16 protein-coding genes and 1 pseudogene are annotated in these 20,828 nt (G+C 72.2%); all 17 read left to right on the top strand.

Features of this window, described 5'->3' with window-relative positions:
• Positions 1 to 974, top strand: a 974-nt coding sequence (locus ACRWND_RS26145) for an ABC transporter permease (protein ID WP_431953547.1), incomplete at its 5' end; no start/stop codon positions are given.
• Positions 971 to 2,083 (top strand): ABC transporter ATP-binding protein, encoded by a 1,113-nt coding sequence (locus tag ACRWND_RS26150; protein ID WP_431953549.1) that lies wholly within the window; start codon positions 971 to 973, stop codon positions 2,081 to 2,083. The genes ACRWND_RS26145 and ACRWND_RS26150, both read left to right, overlap by 4 nt.
• Entirely contained in the window at positions 2,080 to 3,216 is a 1,137-nt protein-coding gene (locus ACRWND_RS26155; RefSeq protein ID WP_431953551.1) for an ABC transporter ATP-binding protein, read from the top strand. The genes ACRWND_RS26150 and ACRWND_RS26155 overlap by 4 nt, the downstream gene beginning before the upstream one ends.
• 25 nt (positions 3,217 to 3,241) lie before the next feature.
• On the top strand, positions 3,242 to 3,907 hold the full coding sequence (locus tag ACRWND_RS26160) for a trimeric intracellular cation channel family protein (RefSeq protein WP_431953553.1): 666 nt from the start codon (positions 3,242 to 3,244) through the stop codon (positions 3,905 to 3,907).
• A 228-nt stretch (positions 3,908 to 4,135) separates the two neighbouring features.
• On the top strand, positions 4,136 to 5,305 hold the full coding sequence (locus tag ACRWND_RS26165) for a cysteine desulfurase family protein (RefSeq protein ID WP_431953555.1): 1,170 nt from the start codon (positions 4,136 to 4,138) through the stop codon (positions 5,303 to 5,305).
• Between the two features lie 551 nt (positions 5,306 to 5,856).
• Positions 5,857 to 7,020, top strand: coding sequence for a tRNA 2-thiouridine(34) synthase MnmA (gene mnmA / locus ACRWND_RS26170; RefSeq protein WP_431953557.1), 1,164 nt, complete (start codon positions 5,857 to 5,859; stop codon positions 7,018 to 7,020).
• A gap of 80 nt (positions 7,021 to 7,100) precedes the next feature.
• Positions 7,101 to 7,640 carry a TIGR00730 family Rossman fold protein gene (locus ACRWND_RS26175; RefSeq protein WP_431953559.1) on the top strand — a complete coding sequence of 180 codons (540 nt, stop codon included), beginning with the start codon at positions 7,101 to 7,103 and terminating at the stop codon, positions 7,638 to 7,640.
• Positions 7,641 to 7,667: 27 nt separating this feature from the next.
• Positions 7,668 to 8,357 (top strand): SDR family oxidoreductase, encoded by a 690-nt coding sequence (locus ACRWND_RS26180; RefSeq protein ID WP_431953561.1) that lies wholly within the window; start codon positions 7,668 to 7,670, stop codon positions 8,355 to 8,357.
• A gap of 26 nt (positions 8,358 to 8,383) precedes the next feature.
• Positions 8,384 to 9,406, top strand: a complete 1,023-nt coding sequence (locus ACRWND_RS26185; protein ID WP_431953563.1) for a methionine synthase — start codon at positions 8,384 to 8,386, stop codon at positions 9,404 to 9,406.
• Positions 9,407 to 9,413: 7 nt separating this feature from the next.
• Positions 9,414 to 11,642, top strand: a complete 2,229-nt coding sequence (ligA, locus tag ACRWND_RS26190; RefSeq protein ID WP_431953565.1) for an NAD-dependent DNA ligase LigA — start codon at positions 9,414 to 9,416, stop codon at positions 11,640 to 11,642.
• A 216-nt stretch (positions 11,643 to 11,858) separates the two neighbouring features.
• Positions 11,859 to 13,967 carry a putative bifunctional diguanylate cyclase/phosphodiesterase gene (locus ACRWND_RS26195; RefSeq protein ID WP_431953567.1) on the top strand — a complete coding sequence of 703 codons (2,109 nt, stop codon included), beginning with the start codon at positions 11,859 to 11,861 and terminating at the stop codon, positions 13,965 to 13,967.
• 357 nt (positions 13,968 to 14,324) lie between these two features.
• The gene (gene gatC, locus ACRWND_RS26200; protein WP_319131506.1) at positions 14,325 to 14,621 is read left to right on the top strand and encodes an Asp-tRNA(Asn)/Glu-tRNA(Gln) amidotransferase subunit GatC; all 297 of its coding nucleotides are present in this window, start codon (positions 14,325 to 14,327) and stop codon (positions 14,619 to 14,621) included.
• A 5-nt stretch (positions 14,622 to 14,626) separates the two neighbouring features.
• Positions 14,627 to 16,120: an Asp-tRNA(Asn)/Glu-tRNA(Gln) amidotransferase subunit GatA gene (gene gatA, locus ACRWND_RS26205; RefSeq protein ID WP_431953569.1), complete on the top strand. Its 1,494-nt coding sequence runs from the start codon at positions 14,627 to 14,629 to the stop codon at positions 16,118 to 16,120.
• On the top strand, positions 16,117 to 16,356 hold the full coding sequence (locus ACRWND_RS26210) for a hypothetical protein (RefSeq protein ID WP_431953570.1): 240 nt from the start codon (positions 16,117 to 16,119) through the stop codon (positions 16,354 to 16,356). The genes gatA and ACRWND_RS26210 overlap by 4 nt, the downstream gene beginning before the upstream one ends.
• Positions 16,337 to 17,884 (top strand): Asp-tRNA(Asn)/Glu-tRNA(Gln) amidotransferase subunit GatB, encoded by a 1,548-nt coding sequence (gene gatB, locus ACRWND_RS26215; protein WP_431953571.1) that lies wholly within the window; start codon positions 16,337 to 16,339, stop codon positions 17,882 to 17,884. The genes ACRWND_RS26210 and gatB overlap by 20 nt, the downstream gene beginning before the upstream one ends.
• 250 nt (positions 17,885 to 18,134) lie before the next feature.
• Complete coding sequence (locus ACRWND_RS26220; protein WP_431953573.1) at positions 18,135 to 20,333, top strand: MMPL family transporter; 2,199 nt, start codon at positions 18,135 to 18,137, stop codon at positions 20,331 to 20,333.
• Positions 20,334 to 20,377: 44 nt separating this feature from the next.
• Positions 20,378 to 20,788: pseudogene (locus ACRWND_RS26225) on the top strand (VOC family protein); the annotation flags it as partial.
• Positions 20,789 to 20,828: the final 40 nt, after the last annotated feature.

A 20,828-nucleotide genomic window follows, 5' to 3' on the forward strand; every position in this document is an offset into this window, starting at 1 on the left:
TGTTCGCTGTCGTCGTCATGCTGCTGGTCATCACATTGGTGACCTTCGGGATCTTCTTCCTGATCCCCAAATGGGTCGGTGTCGACCCCGCCACCTACTTCATCGGGAAGCAGGCGGACCCGGCCTCCCTTGAGGGCATTCGGAAGAAGATGGGGCTCGACGACCCCGTCCTCGTGCAGTTCGGCAAGTTCCTGTGGGGGCTGTTCGCCGGGCGTGACTACGCCAACGGCGCGGACGTCACCCATTGCCCCGCCCCCTGCTTCGGCTACTCCTTCCGCAACGAGCAGGCGATCTGGCCGGTCCTGACCGACCGTCTGCCGGTGACCCTGCAGCTGGCCGCCGGCGCCTGCGTCATCTGGGTCATCGTCGGTGTCGGCACCGGTGTCGTCTCCGCCCTCAAGCGCGGCTCCGCGCTCGACCGCTCGCTGATGACGGTCGCGCTCGCGGGCGTCTCGCTTCCCATCTACTTCACCGGCATGATCGCCCTGGCGGTGGTCGTCTACGGGCTCGGATGGATCGACGGCCAGTACGTGCCGTTCGGCGATTCGCCATCCGGGTGGTTCGGCGGCATGCTGCTGCCCTGGGTCACCCTCGCCTTCCTCTACGCCGCCATGTACGCCCGGATGACCCGGGCCACCATGCTGGAGATCATGGGCGAGGACTACATCCGCACCGCCCGTGCCAAGGGCCTGCGCGAGCCGGTCGTCATCGGCAAGCACGCCATGCGCTCGACCATGACCCCGGTGCTGACCATCCTCGGCATGGACCTCGGCGCCCTCGTCGGCGGCGCGATCCTCACCGAGACGACGTTCAGCCTGCCCGGCATCGGCCAGGCGGCGGTGAAGGCGATCTCGGACAAGGACTTCCCCCTCATCCTCGGCGTCACGCTGATCGCGGCCGTCGCCGTGGTGGTGGCGAACCTCCTCGTAGACCTGCTGTACGCCGTCGTCGACCCGCGCGTGAGGCTGTCATGACCGACCTCCCCCTCCAGAAGTCCGGTACCGGGGCGGATGCCGCGCCGAACGAGCCGGTGGCCGGGAAGGCGCGGCCCACGTCGTTCCTGGAGGTCCGCGACCTCAAGGTGCACTTCCCGACCGATGACGGCCTGGTGAAGTCCGTCGACGGCCTCTCCTTCCAGTTGGAGAAGGGCAAGACCCTCGGCATCGTCGGCGAGTCCGGCTCCGGCAAGTCCGTCACCTCGCTGGCCGTCATGGGCCTGCACCGGGCCGGCCAGTACGGCCGCAGCAAGGCCCGGATGTCCGGCGAGATCTGGCTCGACGGCAAGGAACTGATCTCGGCCGACCCGGACGAGGTCCGTCGGCTTCGCGGCAAGGACGTCGCGATGATCTTCCAGGACCCGCTGTCGGCGATGCACCCCTACTTCACCGTCGGCGCGCAGATCGTCGAGGCGTACCGGGTGCACCACGACGTGACCAAGGCCGTCGCCCGCAAGCGCGCCATCGAGATGCTCGACCGCGTCGGCATCCCTCAGCCCGACAAGCGCGTCGACGACTACCCGCACCAGTTCTCGGGCGGCATGCGGCAACGTGCGATGATCGCCATGGCGCTGTCGAACAACCCCGACCTGCTCATCGCGGACGAGCCGACCACCGCGCTCGACGTGACCGTGCAGGCGCAGATCCTGGACCTCATCCGGGACCTGCAGAAGGAGTTCGGCTCCGCGGTCATCATCATCACCCACGACCTCGGCGTCGTCGCTGAGCTCGCGGACGACATCCTGGTGATGTACGGCGGACGCTGTGTGGAGCGCGGGCCGGCCGACAAGGTCTTCTACGAGCCGCAGCACCCCTACACCTGGGGCCTCCTGGGTTCGATGCCGCGCATCGACCGCGAGCGCACGGAACGCCTGGTGCCGGTCAAGGGATCGCCGCCGAGCCTCATCAACGTGCCCCCGGGGTGCGCCTTCCACCCCCGCTGTCCGTACGCGGAGCTCACCGACGGCGCCAGCAGCACGGTCGTGCCCGAGCTGACGGACGCCGGCGGTGGCCACTTCGCGGCGTGCCACCTGCGCACCACGGAACGGGAGCGCATCTGGACCGAAGAGATTGCGCCCAAGCTGTGAAGGACCAGGCTGTGCCCAATAACAATGTCTCGATCCCCCAGCAGGCTGCGGCGCGGAGCGTGCCGACGGCAGGCGGGGAGCCCCTGCTCAAGGTCAGCGGCCTGGTCAAGCACTTCCCCATCAGGAAGGGGCTGCTCAAGCGCCAGGTCGGCGCGGTCAAGGCCGTCGACGGCATCGACTTCCACGTCAACCCCGGGGAGACCCTCGGTGTGGTCGGCGAGTCCGGTTGCGGCAAGTCCACCATGGGCCGGCTGATCACCCGGCTGCTCGAACCGACCGGCGGCACGATCGAGTTCGAGGGCCGCGACATCACGCACCTGGGCACCGGGGGCATGCGCCCGCTCCGCCGCGACGTGCAGATGATCTTCCAGGACCCGTACTCCTCCCTCAACCCGCGGCACACCGTCGGCACCATCGTCGGCGCGCCGTTCCGGCTGCAGAAGGTGCAGACGGAGAGCGGGGTGAAGAAGGAGGTGCAGGACCTCCTGGAGCTGGTCGGCCTCAACCCCGAGCACTACAACCGCTACCCGCACGAGTTCTCCGGCGGCCAGCGGCAGCGCATCGGCATCGCCCGCGCGCTGGCGCTCAAGCCCAAGCTCGTGGTCGCGGACGAGCCGGTGTCGGCGCTCGACGTCTCCATCCAGGCGCAGGTCGTCAACCTCCTGGACGACCTGCAGCGCGAGCTCGGCCTGACCTACGTGATCATCGCGCACGACCTGTCGGTCATCCGGCACGTGTCGGACCGCATCGCGGTGATGTACCTCGGCAAGATCGTGGAGGTCGCGGACCGCGAGTCCCTCTACACCAAGCCGATGCACCCCTACACCAACGCGCTGCTGTCCGCGGTGCCGGTGCCGGACCCGAAGCGGCGCGCCAAGCGCGAGCGGATCCTGCTGACCGGCGACGTGCCGTCGCCGATCGCCCCGCCGCCCGGCTGCCGCTTCCACACCCGCTGCTGGAAGGCGACGGAGGTCTGCAAGACCACCGAGCCCCCGTTGGTCGCCCTGGCCACCGGGCACGAGGTGGCCTGCCACCACCCGGAGAACACCGGTGACTCCGGTGGCTCCGGTGACGCGGGCGGCTCCGGCGCCTCCGGCGGCGGCACGGCCGGGAAGAGCACCGAGAAGGCGTGATCCGGCCTCCCGCACAATGGGACCGGTGCAAGCCGAACTGTTCAGCCACTCCGTCCAGCACGTGCTCGACCTCGTCGGGATCTTCGTCTTCGCGATCTCCGGCGCGCTGCTCGCCGTACGCAAGAACTACGACGTCTTCGGCATGGCGGTGCTCGCCGAGGTCACCGCGCTGGGCGGAGGGCTGTTCAGGGACCTGATCATCGGGGCGGTGCCGCCCGCCGCCTTCACCGACCTCGGGTCCTTCCTCACTCCGCTCGTCGCGACCGCCGCGGTGTTCTTCCTGCACCCCCAGGTCGAGCGGATCAACACCACCATCAGCGTCTTCGACGCTGCGGGCCTCGGGCTGTTCTGCGTCGCCGGGACCACCAAGGCGTACGGTTACGGCCTCAGCCTCACCGCGTCGGCCACCCTGGGGCTCGCCACCGCTGTCGGCGGCGGCGTGCTGCGCGACCTGCTCGGCAACGAGGTCCCCTCCCTGCTGCGCTGGGACCGCGACCTGTACGCGGTGCCGGCCATCGTGGGGGCCGCCGTGGTGGCGGTGCTCATCAAGTTCGACGCCCTGACCCCGGGCACGGGGGTTCTCGCCGTCGTCAGCGCCTTCACCCTCAGGCTGCTGGCCATGCGCTACCACTGGCGCGCGCCCCGCGCCTGGCACCGGCGGACCACCGCGGCGGACGATCTCCACACCTGAGCCCCGGCGTACGGGACACGGTCGGCGCGGGTGTCCGCCGGGCGGCCGGAGTGGGGGGCTGCCGAAACCCTCCCGCGGTTTGTGCCCGGGGGGAGGCCGCAAGTCCGTGCCGCCGGCGGCTGCCGGCCCATGGGACCGCGCGGCCCGGCAGCAGGTGCCCCGCACGGTGGCTCCGGGCCGGGCACCGGTCCGCGGGCGCGCCGCCGCCGCCGTAGAATCACGCTCATCATGGCCTACCTCGACCACGCCGCCACGACCCCGATGCTGCCGGAGGCCGTCGAGGCGATGACCGCGCAGCTCGCCGTCACGGGCAACGCATCCTCCCTTCACGCGTCCGGCCGCCGGGCCCGACGCACGGTGGAGGAGTCCCGCGAGTCCCTGGCAGCCGCGCTCGGCGCCCGCCCCAGCGAGATCGTCTTCACCGCGGGCGGCACCGAGGCCGACAACCTCGCGGTCAAGGGTCTGTACTGGGCCCGCCGGGCCGCCGATCCCCGGCGCACCCGGGTCCTCGCCAGCCCCGTCGAGCACCACGCCGTCCTCGACGCCGTCGACTGGCTCGCCGCACACGAGGGCGCCCGAGTCGAATGGCTCCCGGTCGACGGCTACGGCCGCGTCCACCCCGAGGCCCTGCGCGAGGCCATCGCGCGCGACCCCGGCGATGTGGCGCTCGCCACGGTGATGTGGGCCAACAACGAGGTCGGCACGGTCTTCCCCGTCGCGGCGCTCAGCGAGGTGGCCCGGGAGTTCGGGGTGCCGCTGCACTCCGACGCCGTCCAGGCCTTCGGCCAGGTCGAGGTCGACTTCGCGGCGTCCGGGCTGGACGCGATGACCGTCACCGGCCACAAGGTCGGCGGCCCGTACGGGGTCGGCGCGCTGGTGCTCCGGCGCGAGGTGGGGCCGGTCCCCGTCCTCCACGGCGGCGGCCAGGAGCGCGGCGTACGGTCCGGCACGCTGGACGTCCCCGCGGTCGCGGCGTTCGCCGTCGCCGGGACGCTGGCCGCCGAGCGGCACGAGGACTTCGCACGGGAGGTCGGCGCCCTGCGCGACGACCTGGTCGCGCGGGTCCGCGAGGCCGTCCCCGAGGCCATCCTCAACGGCGACCCCACCCCCGAGGGCCGCCTGCCCGCCAGCGCGCACTTCTCCTTCCCCGGGTGCGAGGGGGACTCCCTGCTGATGCTGCTCGACGCCCAGGGCATCGAGTGCTCCACCGGTTCGGCGTGCACGGCCGGCGTCCCGCAGCCCAGCCACGTCCTCCTCGCGATGGGCGCCGATCCCGACCTCGCGCGGGGCTCGCTGCGGTTCTCCCTCGGGCACACCTCGACGCCGCAGGACGTCGAGGTCCTCGGCAAGGCCATCGGCCCCGCCGTGGCCCGCGCCCGCAGCGCGGGCCTGATGTAGCCCCCGCGGCGGGGACTGCGGGGCGCGGTACCCGGTTCGAGGGCGGCGCGTGCCCCGTTGCGCTGCCGGCGGTGCGGTGCGCCTCGCGGCCTCCAGTGCCCTGCGTCCGGCGGAACCCGCCACACGACACGCGAGCGTGGAACGCTCACTCGGCTGACCCCCGGCGGGCGCGGTGGGCCCGCGGTTCTCGATCCCGGCGAGGACCTGGAGCCGGTACGCCGCCGCGTCGGCCGCGGAACGCCCACAGCCCGTCTTGCGTGGGCGGTGGCGGTGCGAGGGCGGCGTGCGCGCCGTCGCGCCCGCGCCGGGCTTCTTCCGGCCGCCCACCCGTGCGGCACCGTCGGTTTCCGGCGCGTCGGCGGCTTGCGGCGGCGTGCCGCCGCTCCTCCGCGCCGTGCCGCCGCTCCTCCGCGCCGTGCCGACGGTGACGGGCGGGTGCGGGGGAGGCAGCCCGTGGGAGGCGCAACGCACCCGCCCTGGCTGCCCGCAAGGGCCCACGCGCCGCACCGCCCCGCGACGCCCCGCCGGAGCGCCGTACCCTAGGAGGCGCTATGACTGACTTCCCCGGTGCACCCACAGGCCCTGGCGACGGCCGTCGCCTCCGCGTGCTCGCCGCGATGAGCGGTGGCGTCGACTCGGCCGTGGCGGCCGCCCGCGCCGCCGAAGCAGGGCACGACGTCACAGGCGTGCACCTCGCCCTGTCCGCGAACCCGCAGTCCTTCCGCACCGGCGCCCGCGGCTGCTGCACGGTCGAGGACAGCCACGACGCGCGCCGCGCCGCCGACGTGATCGGGATCCCCTTCTACATCTGGGACCTCGCCGACCGCTTCCGCGCCGACGTCGTCGACGACTTCGTCGCCGAGTACGCCGCCGGCCGCACGCCCAACCCCTGCCTGCGCTGCAACGAGAAGATCAAGTTCGCCGCGCTGCTCGACAAGGCGATCGCCCTCGGCTTCGACGCCGTGTGCACCGGCCACTACGCCACCGTCGTCGTCAACCCCGACGGCTCCCGCGAGCTGCACCGCGCCTCCGACGCGGCCAAGGACCAGTCCTATGTGCTCGGCGTCCTCGACGAGCGGCAGCTGGCGCACGCGATGTTCCCGCTCGGCGACACCCTCACCACCAAGGACGAGATCCGAGCGGAGGCGGCCCGCCGCGGTCTGTCCGTCGCCAAGAAGCCCGACAGCCACGACATCTGCTTCATCGCGGACGGCGACACCCAGGGCTTCCTCGCACGGCGCCTCGGTACCGCCGAGGGCGACATCCTCGACGAGGACGGCAACCGCCTGGGCACCCACTCCGGCGCCTACGGCTACACCGTGGGCCAGCGCAAGGGCCTGCGGCTGGGCGTGCCCGCCGCCGACGGCAAGCCGCGCTATGTGCTCGACATCTCGCCGGTGAACAACACGGTGACCGTCGGCCCGGCCGAAGCCCTGGACGTCACCGCCCTGACGGCGATCCGGCCGCGCTGGTGCGGCGCCGCGCCCGAGGGCGCCGGGCCGCGCGCCTACACCGCCCAGTTGCGCGCCCACGGCGCGGACGTGCCCGTCACCGCCGAACTGGCGGACGGCGAACTGCGCGTCCGCTTCACCGGCGGTCCCGTCCGCGGCGTCGCGCCGGGCCAGGCGGTCGTGCTCTACGACGGCACGCGCGTCGTCGGCTCGGCGACGATCGCCACGACGGAGCGCAGCCCGCGCGTCGCCGCGAGCGCCTGAGCGGAGGGCCGCGGGGTGGGACGGCGCGGGACGGGCAGCCGCCTGTCCGGCGCCAGGTGCCCTGCGCGAGACTGGCCCGCATGAATATCTGCGTCTTCCTCTCCGCATCCGACCTCGGGCCCCGCTACACCGAACCCGCCCGCGAGTTCGCCGCGTTGATCGGCAAGGGCGGCCACACCCTGGTGTGGGGCGGCTCGGACACGGGGCTGATGAAGGTGATGGCCGACGGAGTGCGGGAGCACGGCGGGCGCCTGGTCGGCGTCTCGGTGGAGTTCCTTGCGGCCAAGGCCCGCCAGGACGCCGACGAGATGGTGATCGCGGCGGACCTCGCCCAGCGCAAGGCGGAACTGCTGATCCGCGCCGACGCCGTGGTGGTCATGGTGGGCGGCGCCGGCACCCTGGACGAGGCGACCGAGATCCTGGAGCTGAAGAAGCACGGCCTGCACACCAAGCCGGTCGTCCTGCTCAACACGGCGGGCTTCTACGACGGGCTCAAGGAGCAGCTCCGGCGCATGGACGAGGAGGGCTTCCTGCCGCTGCCCCTCACCGAGCTGGTGTTCTTCGCCGAGGACGGCGTCTCGGCGCTCGCCCACCTGGAGGAGAAGGCCGGCATCGCGTGAGCCGGAGGGGATGACAGCATGGGGCCCATGTCGATTCACCTGATCACCGGCGCCGGCTCCGGCATCGGCGCCGCCGTGGCGCGGCGCCTCCTCGACCGCGGCGACGAACTGTGGCTGCTGGCCCGCGACGCCGGACGCGCCAAGGAGCTGGCCGACCTCTACCCGGGCGCGCACACCCTCGTCGGCGACCTCGCGGAACCCGAGCGGCTGTCCTGGGCGCTGGGCCACCAGTCGCCGCCCGACCGGCTGGACTCCCTGCTGCACATCGCGGGCGTCGTGGACCTGGCGCCGGTCGGCGAGCTCGCCCCGAAGATCTGGAACCGGACGCTCGCCGCCAACCTCGTCGGCCCCGCCGAGCTGACCCGTCTCGTCCTGCCGCAGCTGCGGCTCTCCCGCGGGCACGTGGTCTTCGTCAACTCCGGCGCCGGGCTCAGCGCGAACGCCGAGTGGGGCGCCTACGCGGCCAGCAAGCACGGCCTCAAGGCGCTCGCCGACTCCCTGCGCCACGAGGAGCACGAGAACGGGGTGCGGGTCACCTCCGTCTACCCCGGCCGCACCGCCACGCCCATGCAGGCCAAGGTGCACCAGCAGGAGGGCAAGCCCTACGACCCCTCGCGCTGGATCACCCCCGAGTCGGTCGCCACGGCGATCCTGACGGCGGTCGACCTGCCCCGCGACGCCGAGATCAACGACCTGACGATCCGGCCGGGATCCTGACCGGCCGGCCGTCGTAGGCTGCACCGGTGAGCACGGAAGGTACCGAAGCGAAGTTCCGGCTGCCCGCGGGGGCGGCCACCGGCGTGGGCTCGATGCCAGGGGGTGACGCGCGCGAGGCGGCGCGGACGGCGACCGGGGCGCTGGAGGCGCTGCCGTTCCTGCCGGAGCTGCCCGCGCGCGGCCCGGGCGCCGACATGATCGGCCGTACGCTCGGGATGCTCGTCGAGCTGTACGCGCGCGTGGAGCCCAGCGGTTGGCGGTTCGGCGACCGCCCGGGCCGGGACACCCGCCGCGCCAAGGCATGGCTGGGGGAGGACCTGGACGCCCTGGAGGAGTTCACCCAGGGCTACGAGGGCCCGCTCAAGCTGCAGGCCGTCGGCCCCTGGACGCTGGCGGCCTCCGTCGAGCTGAAGAACGGCGAGGCGGCGCTCTCCGACGCGGGGGCCTGCCGCGACCTGGCGGCCTCGCTCGGCGAGGGCCTGCGGCTGCACCTGGAGGATGTGCGCCGGCGCATGCCCGGCGCGCGGCCGGTGCTGCAGCTGGACGAGCCCTCGCTCACCGCCGTGCTCCAGGGCCGGGTGAGAACCGCCAGCGGCTACCGCACACACCGCGCGGTGGACCGCGGCGTCGTCGAGGGCGCGCTGCGGGAGGTCATGGCGGCCGTCGGGGACGTACCGGTGATCGCGCACTCGTGCGCTCCGGAGGTGCCCTTCGCGCTGCTGCGGCGGGCCGGCGTGGCAGGGGTGTCGTTCGATTTCTCGCTCCTCACGGAGGGTGACTGGGACGCCTTCGGCGAGGCGGCCGAGGCGGGGACCGCGCTCCTGACCGGTGTCGTCCCGGGGACGGACGCCCGATTGTCGGACCCTGCCGGTAGCGTCGGTGGTGTTCGGGCGCTGTGGCGCAGGCTGGGGCTGGCCCCGGGGGATCTGGGCACCTCCGTGGCGGTGACCCCGTCCTGCGGCCTGGCGGGGGCCTCGCCGGCCTATGCCCGTGCCGCGCTGGTGCACTGCGCCAAGGCGGCACGCTCGCTCGTCGACGACCCTGAGTGAGGATGGGATGAGGAAGGACGTGGACGTGGAGGACTCCGTGATCCCCGAGGGCGCCCGCAACGACGACGTGCCGGCGAAGGCGCGCGAGCTGCACGCCTCCCTGGCCGAACAGGTCGAGGAGCACCGCTTCCGCTACTACGTCAAGGACCAGCCGGTCATCAGCGACGCCGAGTTCGACGCGCTGCTGCGGCGGCTGGAGGCGCTGGAGGAGGAGCACCCCTCGCTGCGCACGCCGGACTCGCCGACCCAGAAGGTCGCGGGCGCTTACGCGACGGAGTTCACCTCCGTCGAGCACCGCGAGCGCATGCTCTCCCTCGACAACGCCTTCAGCGAGGAGGAGCTCGACGCCTGGGCCGAACGCCTCGCCGGGGAGCTGGGCCCGCCGGCCGGCGAGGGCGGCACGTACCACTTCCTGTGCGAGCTGAAGGTCGACGGGCTCGCCGTCAACCTGACGTACGAGAACGGCCGCCTGGTGCGCGCCGCCACCCGCGGCGACGGCCGCGCCGGCGAGGACATCACGCCCAACGTCCGCACGATCGCCGAGATCCCGGACCGTCTGGCGGGGGAGCGGGTCCCCGCCCTCGTCGAGATCCGCGGCGAGGTCTTCTTCCCCATGGAGGCGTTCGAGGAGCTCAACGCCCGCCTGGTCGCGGCCGGCGACAAGCCCTTCGCCAATCCGCGCAACGCCGCCGCCGGCTCCCTGCGCCAGAAGGACCCCCGGGTCACGGCGAGCCGTCCGCTGCACATGGTGGTGCACGGCATCGGCGCCCGCGAGGGCTTCAGCATCGACTGCCAGTCGCACGCCTACGAACTGCTGCACGCATGGGGCCTGCCCACCACCAAGTACGCCCGCGTCGTGGGCACACTGGCCGAGGTCAAGGAGGCCATCGCCTACTACGGCGAGCACCGCCACGACGTCGAGCACGAGATCGACGGCATCGTCGTCAAGGTCGACGAGATCCCGCTGCAGGGCCGGCTCGGCTCCACCGCCCGCGCGCCGCGCTGGGCCATCGCGTGGAAGTACCCGCCGGAGGAGGTCAACACCAAGCTCGTCGACATCCGGGTGGGTGTGGGCCGCACGGGCCGGGTGACCCCGTACGCGGTGGTCGAGCCGGTCACGGTGGCCGGCTCCGAGGTCGAGTTCGCCACCCTGCACAACCAGGACGTGGTGAAGGCCAAGGGCGTGCTCATCGGCGACACCGTGGTGCTGCGCAAGGCCGGTGACGTCATCCCGGAGATCCTCGGCCCGGTCGTCGACCTGCGGGACGGAAGCGAGCGCGAGTTCGTGATGCCCGCCGAGTGCCCCGAGTGCGGCACCCCGCTGCGCCCGATGAAGGAGGGGGACGTCGACCTGCGCTGCCCCAACGCACGGGGCTGCCCGGCGCAGATCCGGGAACGGCTGTTCTATCTCGCCGGTCGCAAGTGCCTGGACATCGAGAACTTCGGCTATGTCGCGGCGGCCGCGCTCACCCGGCCCCTGGAGCCCGCCGAGCCGCCGCTGCGCGACGAGGGCGACCTGTTCGACCTCACCCCCGAGGATCTGCTGCCCATCCGCGCCCATGTCCTCGACCAGAACACCGGCCTGCCCAAGCGCGACCCGCAGACCGGCGAGGAGAAGGTCGTCTCCGTCTTCGCCAACCAGCAGGGCGAGCTGAAGAAGAACGCCGTGGCCATGCTGGAGAACATCCAGAAGGCCAAGGAGCGGCCGCTCGCCCGGATCATCGCCGGGCTGTCGATCCGTCATGTCGGCCCGGTCGCCGCCGAGGCCCTGGCCCGCGAGTTCCGCGACCTGGACGCCGTCTTCGCCGCCGACGAGGAGCGACTGGCGGCTGTCGACGGCGTCGGCGGCATCATCGCGGCCTCCCTCAAGCAGTGGTACGAGGAGGAGTGGCACCGCGAGATCCTGCGCAAGTGGAAGGCCGCCGGAGTCCGCTTCACCGAGGAGGGCTCCGACGAGGGGCCCCGCCCGCTGGAGGGCCTGACCGTCGTCGTCACCGGCACCCTCGCCACCCACACCCGGGACGGCGCGAAGGAGGCACTGGCGAGCCGCGGGGCCAAGGTCACCGGTTCGGTCTCCAAGAAGACCGACTTCGTGGTCGTCGGCGACAGCCCCGGCTCCAAGTACGACAAGGCGGTGCAGCTCAAGGTGCCGATCCTGGACGAGGAAGGCTTCGCCGTCCTGCTCGGACAGGGTGCCGACGCGGCCCGGGAGGCAGCCGTGAATCCCGAGGGCTGACACCCCATCATCACTCTTTCGGCCCATAGCGCATCGATCCGGGAGAGTAGGTTCCATATCGGGCAACAGCAGCCGATCGGTGCCCGGGACAGCCTTTGTCGCCCTACTGTTGGAAGGCGCGCCTTCCGGGCACCGGCCCTCCAGCAGCCCGGCGGTCAATGCCGCGGGCAGGGGCGTGTGGTGGAACGGCACACGCTGCTGCGAGAGGGTACGGGCATGGAACCGACGGACAGCGCCGGACCGGCGCAGCGGCTGCTCAGGCCGGCCGCGCCGGTGCTGCCCGCAGTGGCACTCAGGTACTCGGTCGTGGGCGCCGCCGCGACGGCCCTGGTCGTGGGCATCGTGCGGATGCTCGTCGACGGCGGCACCTTCTTCCCCGGCGGTGAGGAGGGTTGGGCGTTCGCCGTGCTCACCGGCATCATCGTCGGCCATCTGGTCGCCATGGGCCGGGACCGCTGGTGGGGCGGCACCGGCTCCGGCGCCGCTCTGACCCTCGCCGTGCTGCTGCTCTACGGGTGGGTGCCCGCGGTGCTGGTCAGCCTGGCCGTCGTCGTCCTGGTCGGCGCGGCCCGCCGGCACCGGTGGCGGGAGGCGCTGCTGCACGGCTCCGTGGACATCCTGGGCATCGGCGCGGCCGCGCTCGTCCTGTCCGCCTTCGGCACCCACCCGTCCGTCGAACAGCCCTGGCAGCCCGCCACGTGGGGGATGGCCGCCGTCCCCGCCGTGCTCGCCGCCGCACTCGGCTACCTGGCTGCGACCCGCGCGCTGCTGTGGTACGCGATCGTGCCGCGTTCCGGAGTGCTGCCCACCGTGGCCCGCACCGCCCTCATACGCCAGGGCTTCGTCGGTGTCGCGCTGCTCGGCATCTCGCCGCTGATCATCATCGTCGCGGCCGATCTGCCCCTGGTGCTGCCGCTGTTCGCCGTGCCCCTGATCGCGCTGGACTCCACGCTCTGGATCGCGCACGCCCGTGCCGAGGAGCAACTGCGCGACCCGCTCACCGGGCTGCCCAACCGTCAGTGGCTGCTGGAGCGCACCTGGACCGCGCTCGACGACGCCGCCCGCAGTGGCGAGCGCGTCGCCCTCGTCCTGATCGACCTCGACAAGTTCCGCTCCGTCAACGACACCCTCGGCCATATGGCCGGGGACCGTCTGCTGCTGCAGATCGCCGACCGCCTGCGCCTCGCCCTGCCGCGCGGCGCCGAGGTCGCGCGGCTGGGCGGAGACGAGTTCGCCGTCCTGCTCCCCACCTGCGACGCGCCGACCCGCGCCCAGCGCATCGCCAGGACCCTGGTGGCCGCGCTGAGTTCGCCGTTGAGCCTCGAGGGCCTGACGCTGGTCCTCGAGGCCAGCGCCGGGGTCGCCGTCTACCCCGACCACGCCGATGACGCCGAGGGACTCCTGCGCCGCGCCGACGTCGCGATGTACCAGGCGAAACGCGACCGCAGCGGAGTCGAGGTGTACGAGTCCTCCCGTGACGGCAACACCCCCGACCGCCTCGGTCTCCTCGGCGATCTGCGCCGGGCCCTGGACCGCGGCGAGGTCGAGCTGCACTACCAGCCCAAGGTCCGCTTCGACGGCAAGGTCGCCGGCCTGGAGGCCCTGGTCCGCTGGGTGCACCCCGAGCGCGGCCGGGTGAGCCCCGAGGAGTTCATCGCGATCGCCGAGACCTCGGGGCTCATGCCGCAGCTCACCGAGTACGTGCTGGAGTCCGCCCTCGGGCAGGTCGCGCGGTGGCGGGCGATGGGCATCGACGTCCCCGTCGCCGTCAACGTCTCTCCGCGTGACGTCCACTCGCCCGGCTTCGCCGGCGCCGTCGCGGCGCGCCTGGCCCGGCACGGGGTCCCGCCGGGGGCGCTGCAGTTGGAGATCACCGAGCACGTGCTGCTGGACGACCCGCAGCGGGCCGCCGACACCATGGCCGGGCTGACCGGGCACGGGGTGAAGATGTCGCTGGACGACTTCGGCACCGGTTACTCCTCGCTGGTGCACCTGCGCCGGCTTCCGGTGAGCGAGCTGAAGATCGACCGCTCGTTCGTCGCCCGGTTGTCCGTCGATGCCGAGGACGCGGAGATCGTGCGCTGCACCGTCGACCTCGCGCACTCCCTCGGCCTCCTCGTCGTGGCGGAGGGCGTGGAGGACGACGAGACGTGGGAGCGCCTGCGGGACCTGGGCTGCGACGCGATCCAGGGCTGGCTCGTCGCCGCGGCGATGCCCCCGGAGGAGACCACGGCCTGGCTGCGGCTGCGGGGCCGTTCCGGATGGCGCCGCCCGGCGGAGCTGGAGGCCACCCAGGAGCGCGCCGCCGTCCCCGACGCCCAGTGACGTCCGCGGGCCGGCCCGCGGGGGCAGAGCGCGCTGGGAGCCCCGCCGGGCTCCGGCCTGACGACCCGCCCGGACCCTGCCCGGCGCCGCGTCACACATCCGACCGCGCCGCGCGTACCGCACCCCCGGTGCGGGGGCGCGGCGTCCCCTCCCGCACCCGGCGCCACGGGCGGGAATCGGCATCCTCCCCAGCGCCCGGCGACCGCGCGGGGCCCCTCGGCCCCACCCGCATCGGCACTCTCCACATCCGCCGCCGGGCCTCTCCGGGAGCCGAAGCGCGAACCGTTTCGCCCCCGGGGCGCCCGCGCCCATAGGATTGGCGCGAAAAGACCGAACTCACCCCCAGAGGATCGCTGCATGCCAGGCATCACGCGCGAGGAGGTCGCCCACCTCGGCCGGCTGTCGCGTCTGGAGCTCAAGGACGAAGAGCTCGACCACTTCGCCGGACAGCTCGACGCCATCATCGGCGCGGTCGCCCGCGTCTCCGAGGTGGCCGGCGAGGACGTACCGCCGACCTCCCACCCGCTGCCGCTGACGAACGTCATGCGCCCCGACGAGGTCCGACCCAGCCTGACCCCGGCGCAGGCGCTGTCCGGCGCGCCCGCCGAGGAGCAGCAGCGCTTCAAGGTGCCGCAGATCCTGGGGGAGGACTGATCACGATGACCGATCTGACCCGGCTCACCGCCGCCGAGACCGCCGCCGCGGTCGCCTCCGGCGAGGCCTCCGCCGTCGAGGTCGCCCAGGCCCACCTGGACCGCATCGCCGCCGTCGACGAGAAGGTGCACGCCTTCCTGCACGTCGACACCGAGGGCGCCCTGAAGGCCGCCAAGGCCGTCGACGACAAGCGCGCCGCCGGTGAGAAGCTCGGCCCGCTCGCGGGCGTCCCGCTGGCGCTGAAGGACATCTTCACCACCAAGGGCGTCCCGACGACCGTCGGCTCCAAGATCCTCGAGGGCTGGATCCCGCCGTACGACGCGACGCTGACCGCCCGCCTCAAGCAGGCCGGCATCGTCATCCTCGGCAAGACCAACATGGACGAGTTCGCCATGGGGTCGTCCACCGAGAACAGCGCCTACGGCCCCACCGGCAACCCGTGGGACCTCACCCGCATCCCCGGCGGCTCCGGCGGCGGTTCCTCCGCCGCCCTCGCCTCCTTCCAGGCCCCGCTGGCCATCGGCACCGACACCGGCGGCTCCATCCGCCAGCCGGCCGCCGTCACCGGCACGGTCGGCGTCAAGCCCACCTACGGCGGTGTCTCGCGCTACGGCATGGTCGCCTTCAGCTCCTCGCTGGACCAGGGCGGCCCCTGCGCCCGCACCGTCCTGGACGCGGCGCTGCTGCACGAGGTCATCGCGGGCTACGACCCGATGGACTCCACCTCCATCAACGCGCCGGTCCCGCCGGTCGTCGAGGCCGCGCGCAATGGCGACGTCAAGGGCCTGCGGGTCGGCGTCATCAAGGAGTTCGCGGGCGAGGGCTACCAGCCCGGCGTCATGGAGCGGTTCAACGAGTCCGTCGAGCTGCTGCGCGAGCTCGGCGCCGAGGTCGTCGAGCTGTCCTGCCCGTCCTTCCAGTACGCGCTCGCCGCCTACTACCTGATCGCCCCCTCCGAGTGCTCGTCCAACCTGGCCCGTTTCGACGGTCTGCGCTACGGCCTGCGGGTCGGCGACGACGGCACCCGCAGCGCCGAGGACGTCACCGCGCTCACCCGGGAGGCCGGCTTCGGCCCCGAGGTCAAGCGGCGCATCATGCTCGGCACGTACGCGCTCAGCTCCGGCTACTACGACGCGTACTACGGCAGCGCCCAGAAGGTCCGCACCCTGATCACCCGGGACTTCGAGCGTGCCTTCCAGCAGGTGGACGTGGTGATCTCGCCGACGACCCCCACCACCGCGTTCCCGATCGGCGAGCGCGTGGACGACCCTATGGCGATGTACCTCGCCGACCTGTGCACCATCCCGGCCAACCTGGCGGGCAACGCCGCCATGTCCGTGCCCTGCGGCCTCGCCTCCGAGGACGGGCTCCCGGTCGGTCTGCAGATCATCGCCCCGGCGATGGCCGACGACCGCCTCTACCGTGTCGGTGCGGCCGTCGAGGCGGCGTTCACCGCACGCTGGGGTCACCCGCTGCTGGAGGAGGCACCGATCCTGTGAGCAAGCTCGAGAAGGCCAAGGGCTTCAAGAAGAGCAAGTCCGGCACCTATCTGTCGATCGGCACGACGCTCTTCGGCGCGGTCGGGGTCGCCCGGCAGCTGAAGCGGGGCCGCGCGGAGAGCGACACGCTGCTGCTGATCGACGCGGTCGTCAGTGCCGCCGCCATCGCCACCGGTGTGGCCCTGCTGGTCCGCCAGCTGCGGCGGCTCGGCGACGATGACGTGTTGGCATCCTGACGGGGAACTGAGAGGTATCAAGACTGTGACCGTCACGGACCTGGTGTCGTACGAGGACGCGCTCGCGTCCTATGACCCGGTGATGGGCCTCGAGGTCCACGTCGAGCTCGGCACCAAGACGAAGATGTTCTGCGGCTGCTCCACGGCGCTGGGCGCCGAGCCGAACAGCCAGGTGTGCCCGGTGTGCCTCGGCCTGCCCGGCGCACTGCCCGCCGTCAACGCCACCGGCGTGGAATCCGCCATCAAGATCGGCCTCGCGCTCAACTGCGAGATCGCGCAGTGGTGCCGCTTCGCCCGGAAGAACTACTTCTATCCGGACATGCCGAAGAACTTCCAGACCTCCCAGTACGACGAGCCGATCGCCTTCAACGGCTATCTGGACGTCGCCCTGGAGGACGGGGAGGTCTTCCGCGTGGAGATCGAGCGCGCCCACATGGAAGAGGACACCGGCAAGTCCACGCACGTGGGCGGTGCCACCGGCCGCATCCACGGCGCCTCGCACTCGCTGCTGGACTACAACCGGGCCGGCATCCCGCTGATCGAGATCGTCACCAAGCCGATCGAGGGCGCCGGCGAGCGGGCCCCCGAGGTCGCCAAGGCGTACGTGACCGAGCTGCGCGAGCTGATCAAGGCGCTGGGCGTCTCCGAGGCCCGCATGGAGATGGGCCAGATGCGCTGCGACGTCAACCTGTCGCTGCGCCCGCACGGCACCTCGGCGTTCGGCACCCGCAGCGAGACCAAGAACGTGAACTCGCTGCGCAGCGTCGAGCGGGCCGTCCGCTTCGAGATCCAGCGGCACGCGGCCGTGCTCTCCTCCGGCGGCACGATCGTCCAGGAGACCCGGCACTTCCACGAGGACACCGGCTCCACCACCTCCGGCCGCATCAAGGAGGAGGCCGAGGACTACCGGTACTTCCCGGAGCCCGACCTCGTTCCCGTCGCCCCGGCACGTGAGTGGGTCGAGGAGCTGCGGGCCGGCCTGCCGGAGCTGCCGCGGGTGCGCCGCAGGCGCCTCCAGGAGCAGTGGGGGATCTCCGACCACGAGATGCAGTCGGTGCTCAACGCCGGCGCGATCGACCTGATCGTGGCCACCATCGAGGCGGGCGCCGACGCGGCCGCCGCGCGCAAGTGGTGGATGGGGGAGCTGGCCCGCCGCTCCAACGAGGACGGCGTGGAACTGACGGCCCTGCCCATCACCCCGGACCAGGTGGCCCGGGTGGCGGCGCTGGTGGCCGAGGGCTCCCTCAACGACAAGCTGGCGCGCCAGGTCATCGAGGGCGTGCTGGCCGGCGAGGGCGAGCCCGACGAGGTCGTCGAGAAGCGGGGCCTGAAGGTCGTCTCGGACGAGGGCGCGCTCGGCGCTGCCGTCGACGAGGCCATCGCGGCCAACGCCGCCGTCGCGGACAAGATCCGCGGTGGCAACCTCGCGGCGGCGGGCGCCCTCATCGGCGCCGTCATGAAGATCACCCGCGGCCAGGCCGACGCCAAGCGCGTGCGCGAGCTCGTACTGGAGAAGCTGGGCGTTTAGGGCTGATCCGGCACGGCCGGCACGGCCGGTGCGCTGCGAAGGGGCGGGCTCCGCAAGGGGCCCGTCCCCCTTTCGCGTCGCCGCAGGTCCGCCGCATGTAGGGGCGGCATAAATTCCCCTCACAGGGTGTGATTAAACGCACGAATCCGGCCAACGATCTTTTCTTCCTGGTTCAGTCGAGGACGTACATGTCGTGGTCCTCGCGGGCTCCACCCGGGCCTGAGCGATCCACGTGATCCCAGGGAGACCAATGGCTGCACTCGCCCGCTGGTGTCTCGACCGCAGGCTCGCGGTCGTTCTGCTGTGGCTCGTCGCCCTCCTCGGTCTGTCCACGGCGGCCCTGGTCGCCGGGTCGGCCTACTCGAACGACTACGACATCAAGGGCACCGACTCCAGCAGGGCCACCGCCCTGTTGAAGCAGGCCTTCCCGGGGTCGGCCGGCGACAGCGACACGATCGTCTGGCACACCGACAAGGGCACCGTCGGCGTCGCGTCGGTCAGGGAGCGGCTGACCGGCACGCTGGACAAGGTGGCGGAGCTTCCCGGGGTCGCCTCGGTGACCAGTCCCTACAGCACCGAGGGCGCCCGGCAGATCAGCGCGGACGGTCACACCGCCTACGCGACCGTGATGTTCGACCGGCCCTCGGACGACCTGCACGCCGACCAGGTGCAGAAGGTCGTCGACACGGCCCGGGCCGCCGCCGACGGAAACACCCAGGTCGCCCTGGGGGGCGGCGCCATCGCGCTCACCGAGGGCGGCGGCGGGCACCTGAGCGAGGTCGTGGGCGTCGCTGTCGCGGCCGTGGTGCTGCTGGCGGCCTTCGGCTCCCTCTTCGCGATGTTCATGCCGATCATCACCGCGCTGGTCAGTGTGGGCACGGCCTACATGGCGATCGAACTGCTCGGCCACCTGGTCCGGGTCGCCGACTTCGCGCCGATGCTCGGCATGCTCATCGGGCTGGGCGTCGGCATCGACTACGCCCTGTTCATCGTCACCCGCCACCGCAGAGGCCTCAAACAGGGCCTGCCGGTGCGGGAGGCGGCAGAGAAGGCGGTCGCCACGACCGGCAGGGCGGTGGTCTTCGCCGGCGGCACGGTCTGCGTGGCCCTGCTCGGCATGCTGATCCTGCGGCTGTCCTTTCTCAACGGCGTCGCGATCGCCGCCTCCCTCACCGTGATCCTCACCGTCGCCTCCTCGGTGACGCTGCTGCCCGCGCTGCTGGGCACGATCGGCATGAAGGCGCTCAGCCGCCGGGAGCGGCGCCGGCTCGTCGAGCACGGGCCGCAGCCGGAGCTGCCGACCGGGTTCGCGGCCCGCTGGTCCGTCTTCGTCGAGCGCCACCCCAAGATCCTCGGTGCGGTCGCCGCCGTGGTCATGCTCGTGCTGGCCCTGCCCACGACCTCCCTCCACCTCGGCGCCTCCGACCAGGGCAACAGCGCCGCGGGCACCACCACCCGCCAGGCGTACGACATGCTCTCCGAAGGCTTCGGCCCGGGCTTCAACGGCCCGCTGCAACTCGTCGCCAAGTCCGGCGACGCCGCCGACCGCGCGGCCCTGGAGCAGCTCACCGTGGTCCTGGGGCGCACCGAGGGCGTCGCTGCGGTGCACATGGAGCAGGCGCAGCACGGCAGCGGGCTGGACGTCGTCGACGTCGTCCCCACCACCTCCCCCCAGGACCAGGCCACCGACCGGCTCGTCGACCACCTGCGCCACGACGTCATCCCCAAGGCCACCGAGGGAACCTCGCTCGAGGTGTACGTCGGCGGGGTCACCGCGGGCTACGAGGACTTCGCCTCGGTGATCGTCGGCAAGCTGCCGCTCTTCGTGGGCTCCGTCATCGGCCTGGGCTGCCTGCTCCTGCTGCTGGCCTTCCGCAGCATCGGCATCCCGCTCAAGGCCGCGGTCATGAACGTCGCGGCCGTCGCCTCCTCTTTCGGCATCGTGGTCGCGGTCTTCCAGTGGGGCTGGGGGAGTGAGCTCCTGGGGCTGGGGGCCGCCGGACCGATCGAGCCCTTCCTGCCTGTGATCATGGTCTCGGTGCTCTTCGGGCTCTCCATGGACTACCAGGTCTTCCTCGTCAGCCGCATGTACGAGGAGTGGCGCGAGACCCGGGACAACCGCCGCGCGGTGCGGGTCGGCCTCGCCGAGACCAGCCGTGTGATCACCTCCGCCGCGGTCATCATGATCTCCGTCTTCCTGGCCTTCGTGCTCAGCGGCGACCGGGTGATCGCGATGTTCGGCATCGGCCTGGCGGCCGCCGTCGCGCTCGACGCGTTCGTCCTGCGGACCCTGCTCGTTCCGGCGCTGATGCACATGCTGGGCGATTGGAACTGGTGGCTGCCGCGGTGGCTGGAGAGTCGGCTGCCGAGGATCTGCGTCGAAGGACCGGCGGCGGATGTACCCGGCGCGGCTCAGGAGCCCGACTCCCGCAAGGCCCTCGGCATCTGAGCGTACGTCTGCCCAGGACTTCGATCCTGTGGCAGGATCGCCGGATGCTACGACTGACCGACTTCATCATCGATTGCCCGGACACCATGAAACTGGCGGCCTTCTACTCGAAGGTGGTGGGGCTCCCGGTCAAGGACGGCAGTAACGAGCACTGGGCCGGTATCACGTTCGGCGAGGTCGAACTGGCCTTCATCCAGGTGGAGGACTACCGCGCCCCGCAGTGGCCCGACAGCGCGCACCCCAAGCAGTTCCACCTCGACTTCGAAGTCGACGACATCGAGGCCGAGGAGCGGCGCGTCCTCGCCCTCGGCGCGACCCTGCAGCGAGACTGCGTCGGCCCCGAGGGCTACGGCTTCCGCGTCTACACCGACCCCATCGGCCACCCCTTCTGCCTCTGCCGCAACAAGGGTGTCACCTGGACCGATCAGGGCCCCGTCTGGACCAGGCGCGACGAGCAGGCCGCCTGTCGTGAGAGGTCGAACCGTTCGTTGACGG

This window comes from Actinacidiphila sp. bgisy167 (assembly GCF_965342175.1).
GTDB lineage: Bacteria > Actinomycetota > Actinomycetes > Streptomycetales > Streptomycetaceae > Actinacidiphila.

What these genes read in the sequence shown, in the direction of transcription:
- gatC (WP_319131506.1), top strand. Translation starts at nt 14,325, where the DNA reads ATGCCAGGCATCACGCGCGAGGAGGTCGCCCACCTCGGCCGGCTGTCG.
- ACRWND_RS26175 (WP_431953559.1), top strand. Translation starts at nt 7,101, where the DNA reads ATGAATATCTGCGTCTTCCTCTCCGCATCCGACCTCGGGCCCCGCTAC.
- ACRWND_RS26220 (WP_431953573.1), top strand. Translation starts at nt 18,135, where the DNA reads ATGGCTGCACTCGCCCGCTGGTGTCTCGACCGCAGGCTCGCGGTCGTT.
- gatA (WP_431953569.1), top strand. Translation starts at nt 14,627, where the DNA reads ATGACCGATCTGACCCGGCTCACCGCCGCCGAGACCGCCGCCGCGGTC.
- ACRWND_RS26180 (WP_431953561.1), top strand. Translation starts at nt 7,668, where the DNA reads ATGTCGATTCACCTGATCACCGGCGCCGGCTCCGGCATCGGCGCCGCC.
- ACRWND_RS26150 (WP_431953549.1), top strand. Translation starts at nt 971, where the DNA reads ATGACCGACCTCCCCCTCCAGAAGTCCGGTACCGGGGCGGATGCCGCG.
- gatB (WP_431953571.1), top strand. Translation starts at nt 16,337, where the DNA reads ATGACGTGTTGGCATCCTGACGGGGAACTGAGAGGTATCAAGACTGTG.
- ligA (WP_431953565.1), top strand. Translation starts at nt 9,414, where the DNA reads ATGAGGAAGGACGTGGACGTGGAGGACTCCGTGATCCCCGAGGGCGCC.
- ACRWND_RS26195 (WP_431953567.1), top strand. Translation starts at nt 11,859, where the DNA reads ATGGAACCGACGGACAGCGCCGGACCGGCGCAGCGGCTGCTCAGGCCG.
- ACRWND_RS26165 (WP_431953555.1), top strand. Translation starts at nt 4,136, where the DNA reads ATGGCCTACCTCGACCACGCCGCCACGACCCCGATGCTGCCGGAGGCC.
- mnmA (WP_431953557.1), top strand. Translation starts at nt 5,857, where the DNA reads ATGACTGACTTCCCCGGTGCACCCACAGGCCCTGGCGACGGCCGTCGC.